19 protein-coding genes and 3 tRNA genes are annotated in these 17,911 nt (G+C 40.2%); 13 read left to right on the top strand and 9 right to left on the bottom strand.

Translation table 11 applies throughout. The features are described from left to right. The first annotated feature begins 138 nt into the window (after positions 1-138). Genes menA through V7K38_RS12505 form a run of 3 tightly spaced genes read left to right on the top strand, consistent with a single transcriptional unit; the run spans position 139 to position 3,404 of the window. On the top strand, positions 139-1,035 hold the full coding sequence (menA, locus tag V7K38_RS12515; protein ID WP_334858169.1) for a 2-carboxy-1,4-naphthoquinone phytyltransferase: 897 nt from the start codon (positions 139-141) through the stop codon (positions 1,033-1,035). A 33-nt stretch (positions 1,036-1,068) separates the two neighbouring features. Beyond that, positions 1,069-2,037 carry an o-succinylbenzoate synthase gene (locus V7K38_RS12510; RefSeq protein WP_334858167.1) on the top strand — a complete coding sequence of 323 codons (969 nt, stop codon included), beginning with the start codon at positions 1,069-1,071 and terminating at the stop codon, positions 2,035-2,037. Next, positions 2,022-3,404: a 2-succinylbenzoate--CoA ligase gene (locus V7K38_RS12505; RefSeq protein WP_334858166.1), complete on the top strand. Its 1,383-nt coding sequence runs from the start codon at positions 2,022-2,024 to the stop codon at positions 3,402-3,404. Before V7K38_RS12510 ends, V7K38_RS12505 begins: the two co-directional genes overlap by 16 nt. On the opposite strand, the gene V7K38_RS12500 is transcribed toward V7K38_RS12505, so the two are convergent. The 7 genes from V7K38_RS12500 to V7K38_RS12470 all read right to left on the bottom strand — a co-directional run bounded on the left by V7K38_RS12500 (position 3,397) and on the right by V7K38_RS12470 (position 6,262). Continuing rightward, on the bottom strand, positions 3,397-3,912 hold the full coding sequence (locus V7K38_RS12500; RefSeq protein ID WP_334858164.1) for an acyl-CoA thioesterase: 516 nt from the start codon (positions 3,910-3,912) through the stop codon (positions 3,397-3,399). The two genes, V7K38_RS12505 and V7K38_RS12500, sit on opposite strands and share 8 nt — an antisense overlap. Positions 3,913-3,933: 21 nt before the next feature. Further along, positions 3,934-4,392 (bottom strand): type II toxin-antitoxin system VapC family toxin, encoded by a 459-nt coding sequence (locus tag V7K38_RS12495; RefSeq protein ID WP_334858163.1) that lies wholly within the window; start codon positions 4,390-4,392, stop codon positions 3,934-3,936. After that, positions 4,389-4,655 (bottom strand): FitA-like ribbon-helix-helix domain-containing protein, encoded by a 267-nt coding sequence (locus tag V7K38_RS12490; protein ID WP_334858162.1) that lies wholly within the window; start codon positions 4,653-4,655, stop codon positions 4,389-4,391. Before V7K38_RS12490 ends, V7K38_RS12495 begins: the two co-directional genes overlap by 4 nt. Then, a complete protein-coding gene (locus V7K38_RS12485) occupies positions 4,637-4,873 on the bottom strand; it encodes a type II toxin-antitoxin system RelE/ParE family toxin (protein WP_334858161.1) in 237 nt (78 codons plus the stop codon). Before V7K38_RS12485 ends, V7K38_RS12490 begins: the two co-directional genes overlap by 19 nt. Beyond that, positions 4,870-5,058 (bottom strand): hypothetical protein, encoded by a 189-nt coding sequence (locus tag V7K38_RS12480; RefSeq protein WP_334858159.1) that lies wholly within the window; start codon positions 5,056-5,058, stop codon positions 4,870-4,872. The genes V7K38_RS12485 and V7K38_RS12480 overlap by 4 nt, the downstream gene beginning before the upstream one ends. Before the next feature lie 89 nt (positions 5,059-5,147). Then, a tRNA-Ser gene (locus tag V7K38_RS12475) sits at positions 5,148-5,232 on the bottom strand. A gap of 100 nt (positions 5,233-5,332) precedes the next feature. Continuing rightward, positions 5,333-6,262, bottom strand: a complete 930-nt coding sequence (locus V7K38_RS12470; protein ID WP_334858157.1) for a TIGR04168 family protein — start codon at positions 6,260-6,262, stop codon at positions 5,333-5,335. 149 nt (positions 6,263-6,411) lie between these two features. On the opposite strand from V7K38_RS12470, the gene nadA reads away from it, so the two are divergent. From nadA to V7K38_RS12445, 5 genes are all read left to right on the top strand, one after another. Then, positions 6,412-7,386 (top strand): quinolinate synthase NadA, encoded by a 975-nt coding sequence (nadA, locus tag V7K38_RS12465; RefSeq protein ID WP_334858156.1) that lies wholly within the window; start codon positions 6,412-6,414, stop codon positions 7,384-7,386. A gap of 124 nt (positions 7,387-7,510) precedes the next feature. Further along, positions 7,511-7,596: transfer RNA gene (locus tag V7K38_RS12460), tRNA-Tyr, on the top strand. Positions 7,597-7,679: 83 nt separating this feature from the next. Continuing rightward, positions 7,680-7,751 (top strand) — tRNA-Thr (locus tag V7K38_RS12455). 155 nt (positions 7,752-7,906) lie between these two features. Then, entirely contained in the window at positions 7,907-8,812 is a 906-nt protein-coding gene (locus V7K38_RS12450; RefSeq protein ID WP_334858154.1) for a DNA-methyltransferase, read from the top strand. Further along, on the top strand, positions 8,809-9,600 hold the full coding sequence (locus V7K38_RS12445) for a PmeII family type II restriction endonuclease (RefSeq protein WP_334858152.1): 792 nt from the start codon (positions 8,809-8,811) through the stop codon (positions 9,598-9,600). Before V7K38_RS12450 ends, V7K38_RS12445 begins: the two co-directional genes overlap by 4 nt. A 429-nt stretch (positions 9,601-10,029) precedes the next feature. Here the strand turns inward: V7K38_RS12445 and V7K38_RS12440 are convergent, their stop codons facing one another. Further along, on the bottom strand, positions 10,030-10,290 hold the full coding sequence (locus V7K38_RS12440) for a chlororespiratory reduction protein 7 (RefSeq protein WP_334858151.1): 261 nt from the start codon (positions 10,288-10,290) through the stop codon (positions 10,030-10,032). A 614-nt stretch (positions 10,291-10,904) separates the two neighbouring features. On the opposite strand from V7K38_RS12440, the gene V7K38_RS12435 reads away from it, so the two are divergent. Both V7K38_RS12435 and V7K38_RS12430 read left to right on the top strand, forming a co-directional pair. Next, positions 10,905-11,105, top strand: coding sequence for a hypothetical protein (locus tag V7K38_RS12435; protein ID WP_334858149.1), 201 nt, complete (start codon positions 10,905-10,907; stop codon positions 11,103-11,105). Then, positions 11,093-12,118 (top strand): PleD family two-component system response regulator, encoded by a 1,026-nt coding sequence (locus V7K38_RS12430; protein WP_334858148.1) that lies wholly within the window; start codon positions 11,093-11,095, stop codon positions 12,116-12,118. The genes V7K38_RS12435 and V7K38_RS12430 overlap by 13 nt, the downstream gene beginning before the upstream one ends. A gap of 26 nt (positions 12,119-12,144) precedes the next feature. On the opposite strand, the gene V7K38_RS12425 is transcribed toward V7K38_RS12430, so the two are convergent. Next, positions 12,145-13,350 carry a histidine kinase gene (locus V7K38_RS12425; RefSeq protein WP_334858146.1) on the bottom strand — a complete coding sequence of 402 codons (1,206 nt, stop codon included), beginning with the start codon at positions 13,348-13,350 and terminating at the stop codon, positions 12,145-12,147. Between the two features lie 625 nt (positions 13,351-13,975). On the opposite strand from V7K38_RS12425, the gene V7K38_RS12420 reads away from it, so the two are divergent. The 3 genes from V7K38_RS12420 (at position 13,976) to V7K38_RS12410 (ending at position 17,903) form a co-directional block, all read left to right on the top strand. Continuing rightward, on the top strand, positions 13,976-14,170 hold the full coding sequence (locus V7K38_RS12420; protein WP_334858144.1) for a hypothetical protein: 195 nt from the start codon (positions 13,976-13,978) through the stop codon (positions 14,168-14,170). A gap of 763 nt (positions 14,171-14,933) precedes the next feature. Then, on the top strand, positions 14,934-16,340 hold the full coding sequence (locus tag V7K38_RS12415; RefSeq protein WP_334858142.1) for an S-layer homology domain-containing protein: 1,407 nt from the start codon (positions 14,934-14,936) through the stop codon (positions 16,338-16,340). A 492-nt stretch (positions 16,341-16,832) separates the two neighbouring features. After that, entirely contained in the window at positions 16,833-17,903 is a 1,071-nt protein-coding gene (locus V7K38_RS12410; RefSeq protein WP_334858140.1) for an SGNH/GDSL hydrolase family protein, read from the top strand. Positions 17,904-17,911: the final 8 nt, after the last annotated feature.

The following is a 17,911-nucleotide window of genomic DNA, read 5'->3' as shown; positions in this document are numbered from 1 at the left end:
GGTGAGTGTTAACAATACAAGGTTAACAAGCCATAGTAAAAGTAATAGTTATTTATATATCACTCATATCAAGCGTCTCTTTAAATCATAAAATCTAAAGTGTGAGCAATATTCTGGTAATTTAATTAATCACAACTGATGACTACCAAGCAAATTTTATATCCCAACACTAAGTTATGGATGGCAGCGATTAAACCGCCAATGTACAGTGTTGCCATTATGCCCATTTGGGTAGGAACAGCAGTAGCTTATGCCGAAACTAAAAATTTCAATGGTGTAGTATTTTCTACTTTTATAGCTGCGGCAATTTTAATTCTTGCCTGGGAAAATATCAGTAATGATGTCTTTGATTCTGAGACAGGTATCGATCAAAATAAACACCATTCTCTGGTGAATTTAACTAGCAATAAGCCATTAATATTTTGGATAGGAAATTTTTGTTTAGGTTTGGGGTTGCTGGGCATATTAGCGATCGCCTTTTGGCAACAAGACCTAACTGTTATCGCCATCATTTTACTATGCTGTGGTTTGGGCTATATGTACCAAGGGCCTCCCTTTCGCTTAGGATATCAGGGTTTAGGCGAGATTCTTTGCTTTTTTGCCTTTGGCCCCTTAGCAGTGGAAGCCGCATACTACAGCCAGACTCAAACTTGGTCAATGACAAGTTTAGCAGTTTCAGTCATTGTCGGGATTGCCACAACCTTAATTTTGTTTTGCTCACACTTTCACCAAGTTAAGGATGACATAGCCGCAGGGAAGCGATCGCCTATCGTCCGTCTCGGAACCCAAAAAGGGGCGCAACTGCTAGTTTGGTTCACTGCTAGCATTTATCCCCTCACTTTGCTATTTGTGCTATTGGGAATTTCGCCAGCTTGGACATTGCTGAGTTGGGTAAGTTTACCCTTTGCCGTCAAATTATGCCGCCACGTTCAAGAAAATCACAACCAGCCGGATAAAGTTAGTAACTGTAAATTCATCGCTGTAGCTGTGCATTTTTGGGCTTGCTTGCTGTTCGGCTTGGGATTTATGGTTTAGGGAATTGGGAGAATCACTAATAAATCTTGACTAATGACTTATAGGTTTCAATTTCGTCCCTATCGGCGAAGATTTGTGCGATCGCTTACCACCAATCATGGTATTTGGGATGTTCGTGAAGGTATTATCCTCCGCCTTACCGATGAATCAGGTAAAGTCGGCTGGGGAGAAATCGCCCCCATTAGTTGGTTTGGTTCTGAAACCCTAGAACAAGCTTTAGATTTTTGTGGCCAACTCCCAGAAAAAATCACAGACGAGATAATTTTATCGATCCCAGATGAGTTACCTGCTTGTCAATTTGGCTTTGAATCAGCATGGGAGTGGGGGAGTGAATTCTTTTCCATGCCCAATCCCCAATCTTTCAGTGGCTTATTACCATCTGGGGAAGCGGCTTTAAATCAATGGGGAACGTTGTGGCAGCGTGGATATCGCACATTTAAATGGAAAATTGGTGTGTATGCGATCGCTAATGAACTAAAAATTTTTGAGTCACTCATACACGCCTTACCAGCCTTTACCAAACTGCGATTAGATGCCAACGGTGGACTTACCTATGAGGAAGCTAAATTATGGCTGTGGACTTGCGACAATCTCAAAGCAAATGCAGAACTAGCTGTAGAAATTGAATTTATCGAACAACCGCTACCCGTAGAGCAATTTCAGGGGATATTGGAGTTGAGTAAGAGTTATGAAACTGCGATCGCTTTAGATGAATCTGTCGCCACGCTTAAACAACTCGCCGCCTGTTATCAACAAGGTTGGCGAGGGATTTTTGTCATCAAGCCTGGGATAGTTGGATCGCCATCTCGTTTAAGGAAGTTTTGCCACCAGTATAAAATTGATACTGTCTTTTCATCAGTATTTGAAACTGCGATCGCTAGACTTGCAGCACTCCAACTAGCAGCCGAATTATCCCGAAACAACAGAGCAATTGGTTTTGGCATCGACCATTTTTTTGAACAAGAAGATACGTGGCTTCAAAGTTTATGGAACGACCTTTAGACTATCTTAATAACCTAACTCAGGACAATTGGCTTATCGGTTACAACAGCCATCAATTTAATCAAATAGCTCAAGAATTATATTTAGAATTAACACAATTATCAGCGTGTGGAACGTCACCAAAAATCATCTTAGCCGAACGCGAACCAATACGGTTTCTAGCAAGTTTTATTGCCGCTTGTGCAGCTAATTGTCCAGTTTTTCTGTGTAACTACGATTGGGGAACACAAGAATGGCAACAAGTCTTTGATTTAGTACAGCCAGATATTATTTTGAGAATGGGGAATAGGGAATGGGGAATAGGGAATGGAAATAATTACCAATGCCCAATGCCCAATCACATCATGATTCCTACAGGTGGTTCATCGGGACAGATGAAATTTGCCATCCATACTTGGGAAACTCTCACAGCATCTGTACAAGGATTTAGCGAATACTTTCAACTAAAGCAAGTCAATTCTTTTTGCGTTTTACCACTATATCACGTTAGCGGCTTAATGCAATTTATGCGCTCATTCACTACCGCAGGTAAACTAGCTATTCAACCATTTAAAGCTTTAGAATCAGGTCAAATATTAAATATTAAACAATCAGAATATTTCATATCTTTAGTACCAACACAGTTACAACGCCTTCTACAAAATCCCGAATTAACTGAATGGCTATCCCAATTTAATACAGTACTTTTGGGAGGTGCGCCAGCATGGAACGAACTACTAGAAAAAGCCAGATTTCATCGCATCCGATTAGCACCTACCTATGGCATGACAGAAACCGCCTCTCAAATTGCCACCCTCAAACCAGATGATTTTCTCGACGGGAAAATTAGCAGTGGTCAAATTCTTCCCCATGCAAAAGTAACTATTCGCAATCAGCAAGGAGAGATTTTAAATTCCAATCAAATCGGAAATATCACCATTCACGCTCAATCTTTAGCCCTTGGTTACTATCCGATAACCAGAGAAAATCAAACTGATTTACAAGTAGATGATTTAGGCTTTTTAGACGACCAAGGTCATTTAAATATTGTCGGACGTAACAGCGACAAAATTATTACAGGTGGAGAAAATATTTATCCAGCAGAGATTGAATCAGCTATACAAGCTACTCAAATGGTTACTGATATTTGTGTCATCGGTATCCCAGATAAACACTGGGGACAAGCCTTAACAGCGATTTACATCCCCAAAAAATCAAATACTTCCGTCTTAAAAATCCAAACCCTACTCAAAGACAAACTCAGCAAATTTAAAATCCCAAAATATTGGATTCCCCAGCAAAACCTACCCCGCAACTCTCAAGGTAAAATTAATCGCCAACAGCTACAGCAAATCGCCACAGAATTCCTCCAAAATTCCATCACATAACCTCTCTCGACCTTCTTCTCTGTGCGCTGCGCCAGTTGCTTCTCCTGTCGGAGACGCTGCGCGAACAAGTCGGGGAACCCGCCCAACGCACTGGCTTCTCTGCGTCTCTGCGGTTCGTCTCCAACCACTGAACTATCTCATCAGGTAATTCCTGCTTACTTCTACTACTCACATTAATACAAACATGATGAGTAATAGCCTTAGCAACTATCACTTCAGCCACAGTAATTTCATAAGTAATTTCAAACTTATCAACACCTATCTTTTGGGGAATTAAACTAATCAGCAACTTGTCCCCAACAAACATAGGGCGCGAAAAATCAACACTAGCATGAACAATGGGAAACCCCACAGACGGATTAGTAAAAAAGTTTTTGAGATTAAGACTTGATGCTTCTAAAGATTCTTCATAAGCTTCATGGCAAATACCCAAAACATTAGCAAAATAAACTACCCCAGCAGCATCAGTATCTTGAAAACGAACCGTGCGGTTATAAGTAAAAGACATTTTTGATAATTGAATTACAAATTATGTTGACTCTAACGGCGGAACCTCAAAGTCATTAAACGAGGAAACATTGTAAGACGAACCAGCTAAAGCCTTTACCAGCTTACCTTCAAGAGTCAGCAAAGTAGCACCTACCTGCTGTGAAAGTGCGACATAAGAGCCATCATAGGCGGAGATTCCATAATTTAATGCGATCGCAACTGCATCCGCCATCAAGTCAGCCATAGAGACAACACGCAAGGGGAAGCTTTTGAGAGTTGCTAAATCTGCTGGCACATCAGCAACAGCATAAAGTCTGGCGCGGACATACTTCCAAATGATGTTCCCACACTCAATGTAAAACAGGTCAGGTACAAAGATTTCTGTCTGGGGATAGGTAAGGTGAGCAAATAGTTGATTAACCTTGGCTGTTAGCGGATCGGGAATAAATTGCTTAACCGACACACTGGCATCCACGACGCATCTAAGAGGAATTGTCATCTGTCCCGATCTTCTCTAATCATGGCAGTGCTGTCAGGCCATTCGATATCAGTTGGTAGCTGTTCACGGCGAAGACGGATTTCCTCTAGAAGTTTTGGGACATTTTTTCGCTTTTCATCTTCTGTTTGCTGTGCTTCAGTCTTCAAAGCTTGTTCTAACAGAGTTATAACTTGGGCGTTAATGGAACGGTGTTCAGATGCCGCTAACTCTTGCAGCTTTGCATACAAATCATCGGGTAAATTTCTTACATAAAGGGTAGCCATCGCTTTACCTCAAAGTAGAATTTTTCTTTAACTTCTCGAATTTGCTCGGTTTCAAACTCTGATACAATTCGACCTGACAAAGGAAAATTGGCAATTTGTTCAGAACGCCTAGTAATCCGATCAACGATCCTAGCCGCATACTGTGGAGAAGTTTGAGCAATATAACTATAAATTGCTGAGAGATTTTCTACTGCTGTTGCTGTCCAATAAACGTTCACTCTGGTAATCCAAATTTTTTCCGCACTTCTTGTACAGAAATAACATTACTAGCTTTGCTATCCGCTAGTCCAGCTTCAACAGTTTGCCGAACATAAATTTGGTACATCAAATCATCCCATGTAGAATTTTCTGGCAATTTTTCAATTAATTTGCGAGCTTCTTCTTTAATATTGAGATTTTTCATCAGTAGTTAACCAAATACTGTTTGTGCATCCATTTGGATATATTGTAGATGCAAAACAGATGTGGCACTTGATAAGAACATTCATTCAACGGAGAGGGGGAGATTCGAACTCCCGGAGGTTTTAGCCTCATCCGATTTCAAGTCGGACGCAATCGACCACTCTGCCACCTCTCCAGTAAATCTGTCAAACTCGTGTATACCCTACTTTCAGACGCTATTCAGCCGCTTTTGTTGGTTAGCACTAAACTTGACAGATCATACTATACCCTATTATCTACGCAGATTGCACTACTGGATTTGAGCGCTCATACAAAATTTCCTCCTTAGCCACCTGGAAGTCAGTCCCCACCCAAACTAGGGAAACTTGCGAAACCACACCCGCCTCTAGGGAGACAATAGAAAAGTTACGCAACTTCTCGCCACCATTTTCCACAATCCTGGGGACACTAGCCGCATTTAAGTAAATTGTCCCCTCTGGACTTCTAAAGATGGGTTTGCGCTGCACCTTCTTGGTATGGCGTAAATCTCGGTGCATGTGACCAAATGTCACCAGAGGAATGGTTTTACCAGCAGTCAAGGCATGAGAAATCGCCTCGCCAAAATCTGGATCGCCAAAGTCGCCGCCAATTGGGTGCCAGTCTTTGCCGCAGGGGTCTTCGGGGCGATCGCCTAAACCACTTGGCCCATTGTGACCCAAAAATATAATTGTCTCGTAAGCGGCGTTTTTAACTGCTTTGAAGATGCGATCGGCAGATTCTTCCAAACTTGTCACACCGTAACGTTCTTTACAGATTTCCGCGAATTTCCACTCTGGGCCACCCCAGGTAAAGGGACGACCCCCCACTACAGTTAAATTCCAAGCGGGAAAATCCAACTTACCGTAACCGACATGGGACGAGCCTAATAAATCGAGTTGTTCCTGTACCCAGTCTTCCTTAGAGCGGTCATAAGGAGCCTTTTTGCGTCCCCATTCGGTGGCGGTGTACCAGGCATCGTGGTTGCCCATTACAGCTGCTTTGGGAATATCGAGAGATGCGATCGCTCTGACCACTTCCACCGACTCGTTGCCAAAATCTCCGACAAACAGCACTAAGTCAACACCCAGATGCTTGAGTGCAACGCCATCTTCCACTTCCCATTGGTCGTGAATATCTCCAACTACAGCAATTTTGAGGGTTATCGATTGAGTTTCTTGACTGGTCATGCCACTTTCCTTGCCGTCTATCTCCAGGATATGAAACTCAGCCTCATTTGGACACAATCCCAAAATATCAACCGTCCACTATTTTTGGTAAAAACTACTATAATTGATTCCACAGGACATAAATTTGCAACATAAAGCACCCCTAAACTGTGTTTACTACTGCACTAGCTCAACGCGAAAAAACCCAACCGGGTGAACTACCACTAGATTTGTTTGCCGCTATTGAGAGTCTCAAAAAAGAACTCAATGCAGTTATCCTGGCGCATTATTATCAAGAGCCAGATATTCAGGATATTGCCGACTTTATTGGGGATTCATTACAACTAGCGAAAGCCGCCGAAAAAACCAATGCGGATGTAATTGTTTTTGCTGGTGTTCACTTTATGGCAGAAACAGCAAAGATACTTAATCCTGATAAATTAGTACTTTTACCAGATTTGGATGCTGGTTGTTCTTTAGCCGACAGTTGTCCACCAGAGGCGTTTGCAGCTTTTAAAGCAGCGCATCCAGATCATTTGGTGGTGTCTTACATCAACTGCTCTGCTGATATCAAGGCGATGAGCGATATTATTTGTACTAGCTCCAACACTGTGAAAATTGTGCAGCAGATACCGAAAGAACAGCCGATTATTTTTGCCCCAGATCGGAATTTGGGGCGGTACGTTATGGAACAGACTGGACGAGATTTGGTGCTATGGCAAGGTAGCTGTGTTGTCCATGAAACCTTTTCGGAAAAGAAAATTGTCCAGTTAAAAATTGCCCATCCAGAAGCAGAGGCGATCGCACACCCAGAATGTGAAAGTAGTGTATTACGCCACGCCAGCTTTATTGGCTCCACAGCCGCTTTACTCAAATATTGTCAAAACAGCCCCACCAAAGAATTTATCGTTGCTACGGAGCCGGGAATCATTCACCAAATGCAAAAACTAGCTCCTGACAAACACTTTATTCCTGCACCGCCGATAAATAACTGTGCTTGTAACGAATGTCCGTTTATGCGGTTAAACACCCTAGAAAAGCTCTACTGGGCAATGAAAAATCGTACTCCCGAAATTACGATGTCAGAGGATATTCGCCTTGCAGCACTGCGACCAATGCAACGAATGCTGGAAATGAGCGTGTAACCAGTATTTTTTATCCATAAGGTAGAGACGCAATTTTGCTGCGATCTCTACCCACAAGTTATTTTTTCTAATCACTTGCTATTTCTAAAAGGTGGTGCTAAGATTTTGAATCGTGAGACAAATCGGGTCGGTGTCCGAGTGGTTAATGGAGACGGACTGTAAATCCGTTGGCTAGCGCCTACGCTGGTTCAAATCCAGCCCGGCCCACCACTTACGAAGTTATAAGTTATAATGTCTGGGTAAGCATCAAAACTCCCAGCATTCTAACTTCTAGCTGATATATTGATAATTTTGCCCGTGTGGCTCAGTGGTAGAGCACACCCTTGGTAAGGGTGAGGTCACGAGTTCAATCCTCGTCACGGGCTTTGATTAGTCAAAATTAAAGTTTTTATTTAATATTGAGCTTGTAAAGCTACCAACGCTTTTTGCAAACTACAAAATTTTTCTGCTTTATTTTCATGCATTGAGTCTAAAAATAATGCTATTAATAAGTCTCTAAGATTTTGTGTGTATTGCGAAAATGAGTTCAAGTATTCCCCCAGAAATATCTACAGTTTCAGGCCAGAATCAATCTGCTCCAAATTTAGAGGATTGGGGTAATAAAATCATCCTTGGCGACTGTTTGGATATTCTACAATCTGTTCCTTCTAATATTGTTGATCTTATTGTCACCTCGCCTCCTTATGCTGATAGTAGAAAAAACACTTATGGAGGGGTTCATCCTGATAAATATGTGGAATGGTTTTTACCCATATCTCAAGAATTGAAGCGAGTTTTAAAGGATGATGGAACATTTATATTAAACATCAAGGAAAGAGTTGTTAATAGCGAACGCCACACGTATGTTTTAGAACTCATATTAGAGATGAAAAAACAAGGTTGGTTGTGGACAGAAGAATTTATGTGGCATAAAAGAAACTGTTTTCCTGGTAAATGGTCAAATCGTTTTCGTGATGCTTGGGAGAGATGTCTACAGTTCAATAAACAAAAAAAATTTAATATGTACCAAGAGGAAGTAATGGTTCCAACGGGTGATTGGGCGAAGTCACGACTGAAAAACTTGAGCGAAACAGACAAAAGGCGGGATAACTCAAAAGTTGGTAGTCCTTTTGGTAAGAAAGTAGCGAACTGGGTAGGTCGTGATTTGGTATATCCCACAAATGTTTTACATTTAGCAACAGAGTGTAACAATAAGAGTCACAGTGCTGCTTTCCCTAAAGAACTGCCTTCATGGTTTATAAAATTATTTACTAAAGAAGAGGATTTGGTACTTGATCCGTTTGTAGGTTCTGGTACTACGTGTGTAGTTGCGACAGAACTGAATAGAGAATATATTGGTATAGAAATAAAAGCAGATTACTATGAGTTAGCCATAGCAGAGATAAATGCTGTCAAAAAGAGTGCTACCCAAATGAGATTACTATGAATAATTCTCTCTATCAAAATTATTATAATTATCTTTCGGAGGAAGTTGTTACTCCCTTCTATAACAATAGACTTAATAGCCTAAATAAATTACGTTTAAAAGATGTTTTGAAGCGGAAGAATCCTTATTTATTTAAAGCTAAAAATATTGAATTAGCTGGAGATTTAGTAAAAAGTATTGTCGATGCTTTCCTATCTTCACAGGAAGAAACAATATTTGGCAATTTACTAGAAGGATTTGCTATTTATATATCTCAAACTTTACATAATGGGTTCAAATCTAATTTTAAAAGTGTAGACTTAGAATTTGAAAGAGATGGAGTTTATTATATAGTAGGAATTAAATCTGGAACTAGCTGGGCTAATTCTGACCAGATAACCGCAATGAGAAATAATTTTAAAATTGCAAAACAAAATTTAAGACAGCAAGGTATTATCAGTGAAATTATTGCAGTAAATGGCTGCATGTATGGAAGAGAAACTGTACAGTTAAAAACTAATATAGATATTGATAAAGTTTATTATAAATATGCTGGTCAAGATTTTTGGTATTTTATATCTAATGACGATAATCTTTATCAAGAAATAATTGTACCAATTGATGAAAAAGCAAAAGAGAGAGATGAAAAATTTAAATCTGCGTATGCTGCGAAAGTTAATGAAATGACTCAAGAATTTATACTCAATTTTATGACAAATAATCAAATTGATTGGGTTAAGCTGATTGATTATGTATCTAAACGAGGAAAATTTGAACTAGATAACTCTATACAAACTAGTTTATTTTAATTTAATGGTAAAATATAGGACTACTATTTGATTTTTGAACAGACACGTAGTAACGCACCAAATCCTTAAGAATGGTGCGTTAGCGACAGCGTAACGCACCCTACAAATACTTAATTTTGTTCAAAAATCAAACCGGATTCCTATATTATCCTTCTTCTGTCACTCTCGGAAAACAAGAATCGAATCCAGAATCTTGAGCTTTAATTTAACCAAGATGCGAGGCTTTATTTTCCAATATAAATAAAAAATTTTAGGCTAACAGTGAAAAGAAAAGCTCCAAAAAACTTTCAGCGATTTGGTTCTCACACTCTGAAATAAGAGTGGATACAAAGCTGCTTAAAAATCTATCCATCATTTCATCGCGGAAGTAGCTTACCTAAACACAAGCTTTTTTGATTTTATCAACAGCATCAAACATTGACCAAAAAGTTACTTTTCTAAACGAACTACATACCATTGCAAATATTGGCCAGTACCAATATCTAATTCGCAACCTGTGTCTAGTAAATACTGTGCTTGAGCTTCAAAAGTGTCAAGTTTTTGCACATCAGGTGGTAAGTCTTGACTTGTGAGCTTTTGGAGAGTTGTTTTAAGTTTATCTAATAACTCAGGCTGTGTTAAAAACTGTTCTTGTTGATTTGTTTCTAGAACAACAAAATTATCTTGGTGATACATTAATGGATCTGGCATTTTTAAGAATTTGGTAAATGTAAATATATTTTGATTGTTTTGTAAGAACTTATGGTTATTGGCGTAGCCCAAAAAATGGCAATTTCATATAGTGTCTGTAAACTAATTATAGTATTTAGTTGTTAAAGATATTAATCTGCATTTAGTATGTTTATCTAATCTTAGCTAATAAATTGGTGTCTTTAAGAATTAAAACCCAATTATTTTAATAATTAAACTCTTTATACTTAATTGAACTAAATAATAGTTTTTACTTAATTTATTAAACCAGAATGAATTTTAAGATAAGCTTTGCACCAAGATAAATCTCAATCTTATGTAATTATACTAAATTTTCATAGTACTTACCTAATAAACTAAAAAAATTTTCTTCAAGTGAGATTAGCATTTAGTATTAGCTATCTTCTGAGCGCACTTTGGCAATGGCTTTGCCCTGCCTCACGAGGTTTCTAAACTAACTACAGAACTACATAATTGAGGTGTGTATTTGCAATTCTCAAAAAAACTGTAATTTGACTTTAACAATGGGGAAATATAAAAGTAACATTTTCTCCCATAATCACAGCCGAACAAAAAGGTAACAATTGCCTTCGTGTTCCAATTATAGATTGTCTATGCAACTTAGTTATCTACCGCTTGCTTGGCTCAAGAAGATTGAGCAGTCTATTGTCAAACAACAGTTGATTTTGAAGCCAGACACTCCTTTGCCGCAAATCCTGTCATTGATGAAAAGAGCGATCGCTCCCATGCGATTCAGTTGCACAGCCTTTTTCAGAATAATCCCGCAATTGGAAGGCAACTCATGTCAGGCATAAGCCCATTTTCTGTTTCTAAGCAACCACCACTGATCTTAGTGGCTGATGATGACAAGACCATCCGAGTATTATTGCGTAAAGCTATGGAACAAGAAGGTTATCGAGTGGTTGAGGTCAATGACGGTAAGCAATGTTTAGATGCTTACGAGACTATCAGACCTGATATAGTTTTGCTAGATGCTGTAATGCCTGTCATGGATGGCTTTACCTGCTGCAAGCAATTGCTCCAAATTGCCAGGAATAATTTAATCTCAGCCCTTGCAACCTTTGATACTGACTCGACCCTTAATAATACTGTCATCTCCAAGATATGGGAGCGTACTCCCATATTGATGATCACATGCTTGGATGATGAGGACTCGGTAAACCGTGCTTTTGATGCAGGGGCAACTGATTATGTTACTAAGCCAATTCACTGGCCTGTATTGCGTCAGAGGTTGCGGCGACTGCTACAACAAGCGCAAGTATACAAGCAATTAGAGGCGGCAAACCAAGCTTTGCAGCACCTAGCCAATGTAGATGGCTTAACTGAGTTGGCTAATCGTCGCCGTTTTGACGATTATCTCAATACTCAGTGGATTAATCTCGCACAGGAGGGATCTCCTTTGTCAATGATTTTGTGTGATATCGACTATTTTAAATTTTATAACGATAAGTATGGCCATCCTGCTGGGGATATCTGTTTACAAAAGGTGGGTGCTGTCTTAAACATGAAGGCGCAAAAACATCAAGATTTAGTAGCACGTTATGGTGGCGAGGAATTTGCTGTGATTATGCCATACACCCATTCCTCTGGTGCGGTTCACGTGGCCGAAGTGATACAGGCGGGAATCAAAGATTTGCAAATTGTTCATGATGGATCTACGGTGAGCCAGTATCTCACTCTCAGTATGGGCGTGGCGACTGTTGTCCCTACTTGGGAATCCTCACCTTCAGATTTAATTGTGCAAGCAGACAAAGCACTCTACCAAGCAAAGGCGGGAGGACGCGATCGCTTTGTTTCAAGTGATTAATAGTCTCATTTGTGAATGACCAATCCTTAAGAAGGATAAACTGGCAGTGTGAAGTGGAACCATGCTCCGTTATTGGGGGCAGAGTCCACCCAAATTTGACCATAATGTGCCAAGATAATACGTTGGCATAAACAAAGACCAATGCCGTAACCTTCTTTACCTTCATCCCGTTGCAGGCGGAAGTGGTTTTCAAAAATGCGATCGCGATTCTCTACAGGAATACCAGGCCCAGTATCGCCAATACTAAACTGAACTTTTTGAGTAGTGCGATGCAATCCGGCTACGCTAATCTTGCCACCTTCTGGAGTGTATTTGATGGCATTATCCAACAGATTCACCACCACTTGCCGGATGCGTTCTGGGTCAGCATATACATAAGGTAAGTCACTAGGAATATCTGTTTCTACCTCTTGGTATTTGGCGGTGTAGCGATCGCACAATTCTTCGACTACATCTAAAAATACTTTACCTAGTTGTAACTTTTGTGGTAAAATGGGGAGTTCTTTATCTTTTCCACGACCTACCTGTAAAAGGTCGGCAATCATCCGGTCAATGATCTTAGTTTGATTGCGGGCTTGTTTTAATAAATGCGCCGTCATCGTTGGTTTGAGGCGGTGGAATTGCCCTGTCTCTAAATTATAATTAGATTGGAGGGTTTCCATTGCGATCGCGGCAGCAGTTAGGGGATTGCGGAGATCGTGCGCCAGCATCGCAATCACCCTGTCTTTAAAGTGTAGCTGCTCTTGGAGATTATCGTTTTCCTGTTTCAAGCGAAAAATTTCGTCTGAGAGTCGAATTAGTTCAGCTGAAACAGCGACGGAATGGATCGTGGATTTGGGTAATGTAGCTCGGCCATTGTCATCCATACGTTCTTGCAAGTCTTCCTGTAATTTTAAGTAAGCCTCTACAGCGACTTGCCAGCGAGGCCACCAGTTTTTCAATTGCGCTATGATATTACTCCCAGCTAGAACCTGTCGTGGTTCAGGATGGATTTTGATTAAAGCTGGCGTTGCTACTAACTTAAAGTGTTCTGCTAAGTAAGGTTGTTGTCCGACATCGATAGTTTGAAGTTCAAAACTATACTCAGCCTGCAATTCTTTTAAGTAAGCACGTATTCGCTGTACCTGTTGGCGGGACTTAGGTCGTCCATCGACAAAAAGTAACAGTTGGAGTGGAGCCTCAGAATAAATAGGCTGATCCTGGGAAACTTGCATGTAATCGTGTTTCAGCACTGGTAACAACCCGGTGACGCTTTACAGAAAGTAAAATGGACTGACGGTTGTCAATGGTCGTTTTTTTGTCTTCAATTTAATATCTATTTTAGATTTTCATACTGCTATTAGTTCTGCGTTTTTGACACCAGATATATCTTTTTCAGCCTTTTGACCCTTTTTAAGTTACTTCATCTCCAAGAAACACCCAAGCCCCTTGAATATAAGTCTTAATTTGCCCTAAATCAAAATTGTCACTAGAGTTACCAGGTGAAAGGTTAAATACTATGTCAAATCAGCTATCAGAGCAGCATGTCAAATTGAGTACTCGCTTTGAACAAGCGATGCCTACGGCAGGCATTGCCTACGCTCAACTAAACGTAGATGCTAATTGTATCTAATCTATCAGGAAGCTGTTAACTGTTCAGACCAAATTTGTAGAGAGGATTTTCTCAACGCCAGTACATCCAAATTAAGTGTCTTGTTTGCCTCAATCCAATCTAATCATTATTAGATTAGGAAAACAGCCATAGCTAACAACTATGTACTGCCTATAACTTGCGAAGCGTACTCTGTCCCCAGCCTTCTTAAAAGAAGACATGCCTATCTCAGGAAAATAGGGAATAGATTGTTCTAAGACAACCTTTTGGATAACATCGGGGCGATGCCTACGGGGGTAAACTACGCACTTTTAGAGTCAGCACTTACTGCTTTTGAGGCTGCCAAGAAAATCTTGACCATAGGACAAGTACCACATTCCGCAGAAAATCCATTTATAAGCATTAGGGAAACTGCTGCGACACTTGACTGCTTTGCTTATGACCCCAGTTCCCAAGAATAACGAATTTACGCTAAGTTCCTGAAATTCCTTAACACTGGCATTTTCCAGCTATTGCCTTATTCAGCTTACCACCGTCAGATGAATAATTTCCAGAATCGATTATAAGCCAGCATTAGCGAACTTTATTTAATTCCCCTCTTTGGGTGAGGCTAAAGGGGGCTTTATTCTTAGTCTATCACTTCAGGTACTTGGCGCTCGCATTAAACTAGTGTATTAGGAAGGGGACTAAAGCTTTTCGTAGGTAAGCTATTCTTTGGCAAGTTCTCAATCAGTTATCCACTCTGCCATTGAATATATTAGAGAACTATCTAAAAAATGGTTTCTCAATTTCGTAGTCTGGCACACTAATTTTGAATTTTGCTCGTTTTGTAGTCAGGACTTACGCAAAACTACTTTAACCTGTCCTAATGTTTGTGAGCTTAGAACATCAAAATGATAAAACTCATACACAGCAAGTATTTCAGGTTTCTTATGTTTTTTTCCAAAAAATGTTAATTTGCCAGAATTTTAGGGAACTCTATAAATAAGCATGGGAATTATAAAAACCTAATGGCTGTAAAACGAAGACAATACGGTAGCTTTTGCTACCGTTTACTCATTTTTAGAGATATTATCATCTTCACCAACAGGAAGAGGGGAAGAGGGAACAGGGGAAGATAAGGGAGTGAGGGAGTCAGAAACAAGAATTAATAACCAATTCCCAATTCCCAATTAATGAACAGTCTGCGCTAGGGTAGGAATTGAAACTCATTTGTGATTTCCTGTGCTTCCCTGTAAACGTCCAGCTGTATTTCTAATTTGGGCTGTTCTACTGACTTCCTTAACAGCCTGTGCTAACAGTCCAGTCGCCAAAAACCTTGAGGAATCTTTGGCGGCAGATCCTAAGCTGCAAGGCAATACAGTTGTCTTTGGAGAGTCTCAGAGTAACCAACCACAAGCACAGCCAAACAATTCAACGGTTCAGTTACCAGCTGATTTTCCTAAAGATATTCCAATATATGCCAATGCCAAACTACAGCAAGTTACACCTGCTAGCGGTTCAGAAAACAAAGTCTCAACTCGCTGGTTGACTTCCGATCCCAGCAATTTTATTGCTAGCTTTTATCGCAATCAGTTTCAAACAAATAACTGGCAGATTGTGCAACAGCCAACAGATGATGCGGGAGGTGCTTTTGAAGCACGTCGTAATGATTTGCTGTTGAAGGTTTCGATTCAGCCTAAATCAGTTACTAGCGCCACACCCAATCAACCCCAAACTGCCACTGAATTACTGATTGACTACGTACCAAATAGTATTGCTACGGCACAACCTAGCGCAACTACAAATCCTAACGAAACTACTAACGCCGTTCCTCAACCAGGAAATTCACAATTCATTGGCCCAGTAGCACCTGCAAACTTGGCAGCACAGCCACCAAGTACGCCTAATAACCCAACAACTCCTACAGCTACACCCAAATCTCAGGAATTCAACGATCTGAATAAAGTACCGCAAGAATGGCGGCAACATATCCAAGACTTAGCGGAATTAGGTGTTTTATCCATAGAGCCAAAGCCAACTAAGAGTAATTCTACTACCACAAATAACCAGTTTGAACCCGGTAAAATCGTTACACATCGAGAATACGCCCGTTGGCTAATTGCTGCTAACAATGCTATGTATGCCAGCAATCCAGCTAAACAAATTCGCTTGGCATCAGAAAGCACTCAACCAATTTTTAGTGATGTATCCGCAAAAGACCCTGATTTTCCAGCAATTCAGGGATTAGCCGAAACTGGATTAATTCCCAGCCCTTTATCTGGAGATTCTACGGTAGTTTTATTTCGTCCTGATGCACCCCTAACGCGGGAACAATTACTGTTGTGGAAATTACCTTTAGATACTCGTCAAGCTTTACCCTCTGCTAACTTAGATACGGTTAAACAAACCTGGGGTTTCCAAGACGTAGCGCGAATTGACCCCAAGGCTTTAAGAGCAGTGTTGGCTGATTACCAAAATGGCGAACAATCGAATATTCGGCGAGTGTTTGGTTATACAACTCTGTTTCAACCCAAAAAACCAGTAACTCGTGCTGAGGCTGCTACAGTTTTGTGGTATTTCGGCAGTCAGAGTGAGGGTGTGTCAGCGACTGAGGCTTTGAAGTTAAAGCGAAGTGAAAATAATTCGTAATTCGTAATCACGCTCTCTACGAAAGGCTGCGCGTAGCTTGCTTCTTTGCAGGAGTAAGTGGACTCGCTACCGCTACCTAACGTTATTAAGTTTTGTAATAAGGATAAACACAAGAGCATAAAACTTGATGCAACTTGATTGAGCGATCGCTAAATGTTTTGTAAGTTGCTCTTGACTTAAAGCTCTAGAATTAGTTAAAGCAATGTTTACGATTAGTTCACCCATAGCAGAAAAGTGGAGAATGTCCACCTTTTAGCATGGAAAATTTGCGATTTCTTTGTAATAAACTTATTTTTTATCAAGAAAATGTGAATCTAAGTGTTTTCAGCGTTCTTACCTGTGTTTGATGAATTTTTGAGGCATAGTTAGGTAAAACAACGTAAGTTAACTCAATATACATACTTAGTTTGAATTAACTCAAAAGACAAGTTGTGAGCGATCGCCTTTTCATTACTTTGAAACAAACTAAAAAATACCACAGGTAAAACAAACATGAAAAAACAAGCTGTAGCCGTAGGATTTGTTCTCTTATCTTTCATGTTACCGCTCAAGGCGAGTGCGGCGAGTTTTAGCAAATTTTACGTATTTGGCGACAGCCTTTCTGATACTGGCAATGTCTTTGCTGCTACGGGTGGTTTAGTCGCTCCGACAACAGCCATTCCCCAAAAACCACCCTACTTTCAAGGACGTTTTTCTAATCAGCAGGTTTGGGTAGACTACCTTGGAGATCAGTTAGGATTAACACCCTCTCCATACATTACTTTAAATCCTACTATTCCTAACCAAGGGATTAACTTTGCTGTGGGCGGTGCAAGTTCTGGTCAAGGTAATGCTGTTGTTCCTGATGCACCGTTACCAGGAGTACTTGAGCAAGTCGGCTTGTTGACACAACCCACCAGACAAGCTAATCAGAAGCTTGATCCAGATGCCCTCTATGCTGTATGGGGAGGTGCAAATGATTATGTGTTTGGTCAAGCTACTAATACAACTCAAACAGTTCAGAATTTATCAGATGCAGTAGGGTTACTTGCCTCATCTGGCGCAAAAAATATTTTAGTCTTTAACTTGCCTGATTTGGGCAAGATTCCACTTGCATCCGCTACACCAGGTCTATCTAGCAACTTGACTGCTTTGACAAATAAGCATAACAAAGAATTAGCAGAGGAACTAGGCAAATATAGTAAGAACTCTGACCTGAATCTAATCTCTGTGGATGTATTTTCACTATTTAATCAAGTAGAAGCAAATCCAGAGAAATTTGGGTTTCAAAATGTGACTACCCCTTGCGTGGTAGGGAATTTACAGACAACTATCAGCGTATGTTCTCAACCAAACGATTATTTATTCTTTGATTCTGTCCATCCAACAACAGGCGTTCATAAGTTAGTTGCAGATACGGCACTGGCGGCGATTGATGCTAAGTCTGTTCCTGAACCTGCGATAAATTTGGGGATTTTAGCCCTTGGTGCTTTTGGTGCGGTAGGAATGCTGAAGCGTCAACAAAAAAGGTCAGCAGACCGGGTTTTTGATGCACAATTGTCTCATACAACAGTTGAAAATTGAACTAACTG

Source organism: Nostoc sp. (genome assembly GCF_036917465.1).
Lineage (GTDB): Bacteria > Cyanobacteriota > Cyanobacteriia > Cyanobacteriales > Nostocaceae > Nostoc.
The sequence above is the reverse complement of the archived record's forward strand: the minus strand, read 5'-3'. Positions and strand labels throughout refer to the sequence as shown.

Excerpts from the sequence above, each read along its gene's own strand:
- V7K38_RS12490 (WP_334858162.1), bottom strand. The coding sequence starts at position 4,655 with ATGGCTACCCTTTATGTAAGAAATTTACCCGATGATTTGTATGCAAAG.
- V7K38_RS12500 (WP_334858164.1), bottom strand. The coding sequence starts at position 3,912 with ATGTCTTTTACTTATAACCGCACGGTTCGTTTTCAAGATACTGATGCT.
- V7K38_RS12470 (WP_334858157.1), bottom strand. The coding sequence starts at position 6,262 with ATGACCAGTCAAGAAACTCAATCGATAACCCTCAAAATTGCTGTAGTT.
- V7K38_RS12435 (WP_334858149.1), top strand. The coding sequence starts at position 10,905 with ATGCAACTTAGTTATCTACCGCTTGCTTGGCTCAAGAAGATTGAGCAG.
- V7K38_RS12510 (WP_334858167.1), top strand. The coding sequence starts at position 1,069 with ATGACTTATAGGTTTCAATTTCGTCCCTATCGGCGAAGATTTGTGCGA.
- V7K38_RS12495 (WP_334858163.1), bottom strand. The coding sequence starts at position 4,392 with ATGACAATTCCTCTTAGATGCGTCGTGGATGCCAGTGTGTCGGTTAAG.
- menA (WP_334858169.1), top strand. The coding sequence starts at position 139 with ATGACTACCAAGCAAATTTTATATCCCAACACTAAGTTATGGATGGCA.
- V7K38_RS12410 (WP_334858140.1), top strand. The coding sequence starts at position 16,833 with ATGAAAAAACAAGCTGTAGCCGTAGGATTTGTTCTCTTATCTTTCATG.
- V7K38_RS12450 (WP_334858154.1), top strand. The coding sequence starts at position 7,907 with ATGAGTTCAAGTATTCCCCCAGAAATATCTACAGTTTCAGGCCAGAAT.
- V7K38_RS12505 (WP_334858166.1), top strand. The coding sequence starts at position 2,022 with ATGGAACGACCTTTAGACTATCTTAATAACCTAACTCAGGACAATTGG.
- V7K38_RS12445 (WP_334858152.1), top strand. The coding sequence starts at position 8,809 with ATGAATAATTCTCTCTATCAAAATTATTATAATTATCTTTCGGAGGAA.
- V7K38_RS12430 (WP_334858148.1), top strand. The coding sequence starts at position 11,093 with ATGTCAGGCATAAGCCCATTTTCTGTTTCTAAGCAACCACCACTGATC.
- V7K38_RS12480 (WP_334858159.1), bottom strand. The coding sequence starts at position 5,058 with ATGAAAAATCTCAATATTAAAGAAGAAGCTCGCAAATTAATTGAAAAA.
- V7K38_RS12440 (WP_334858151.1), bottom strand. The coding sequence starts at position 10,290 with ATGCCAGATCCATTAATGTATCACCAAGATAATTTTGTTGTTCTAGAA.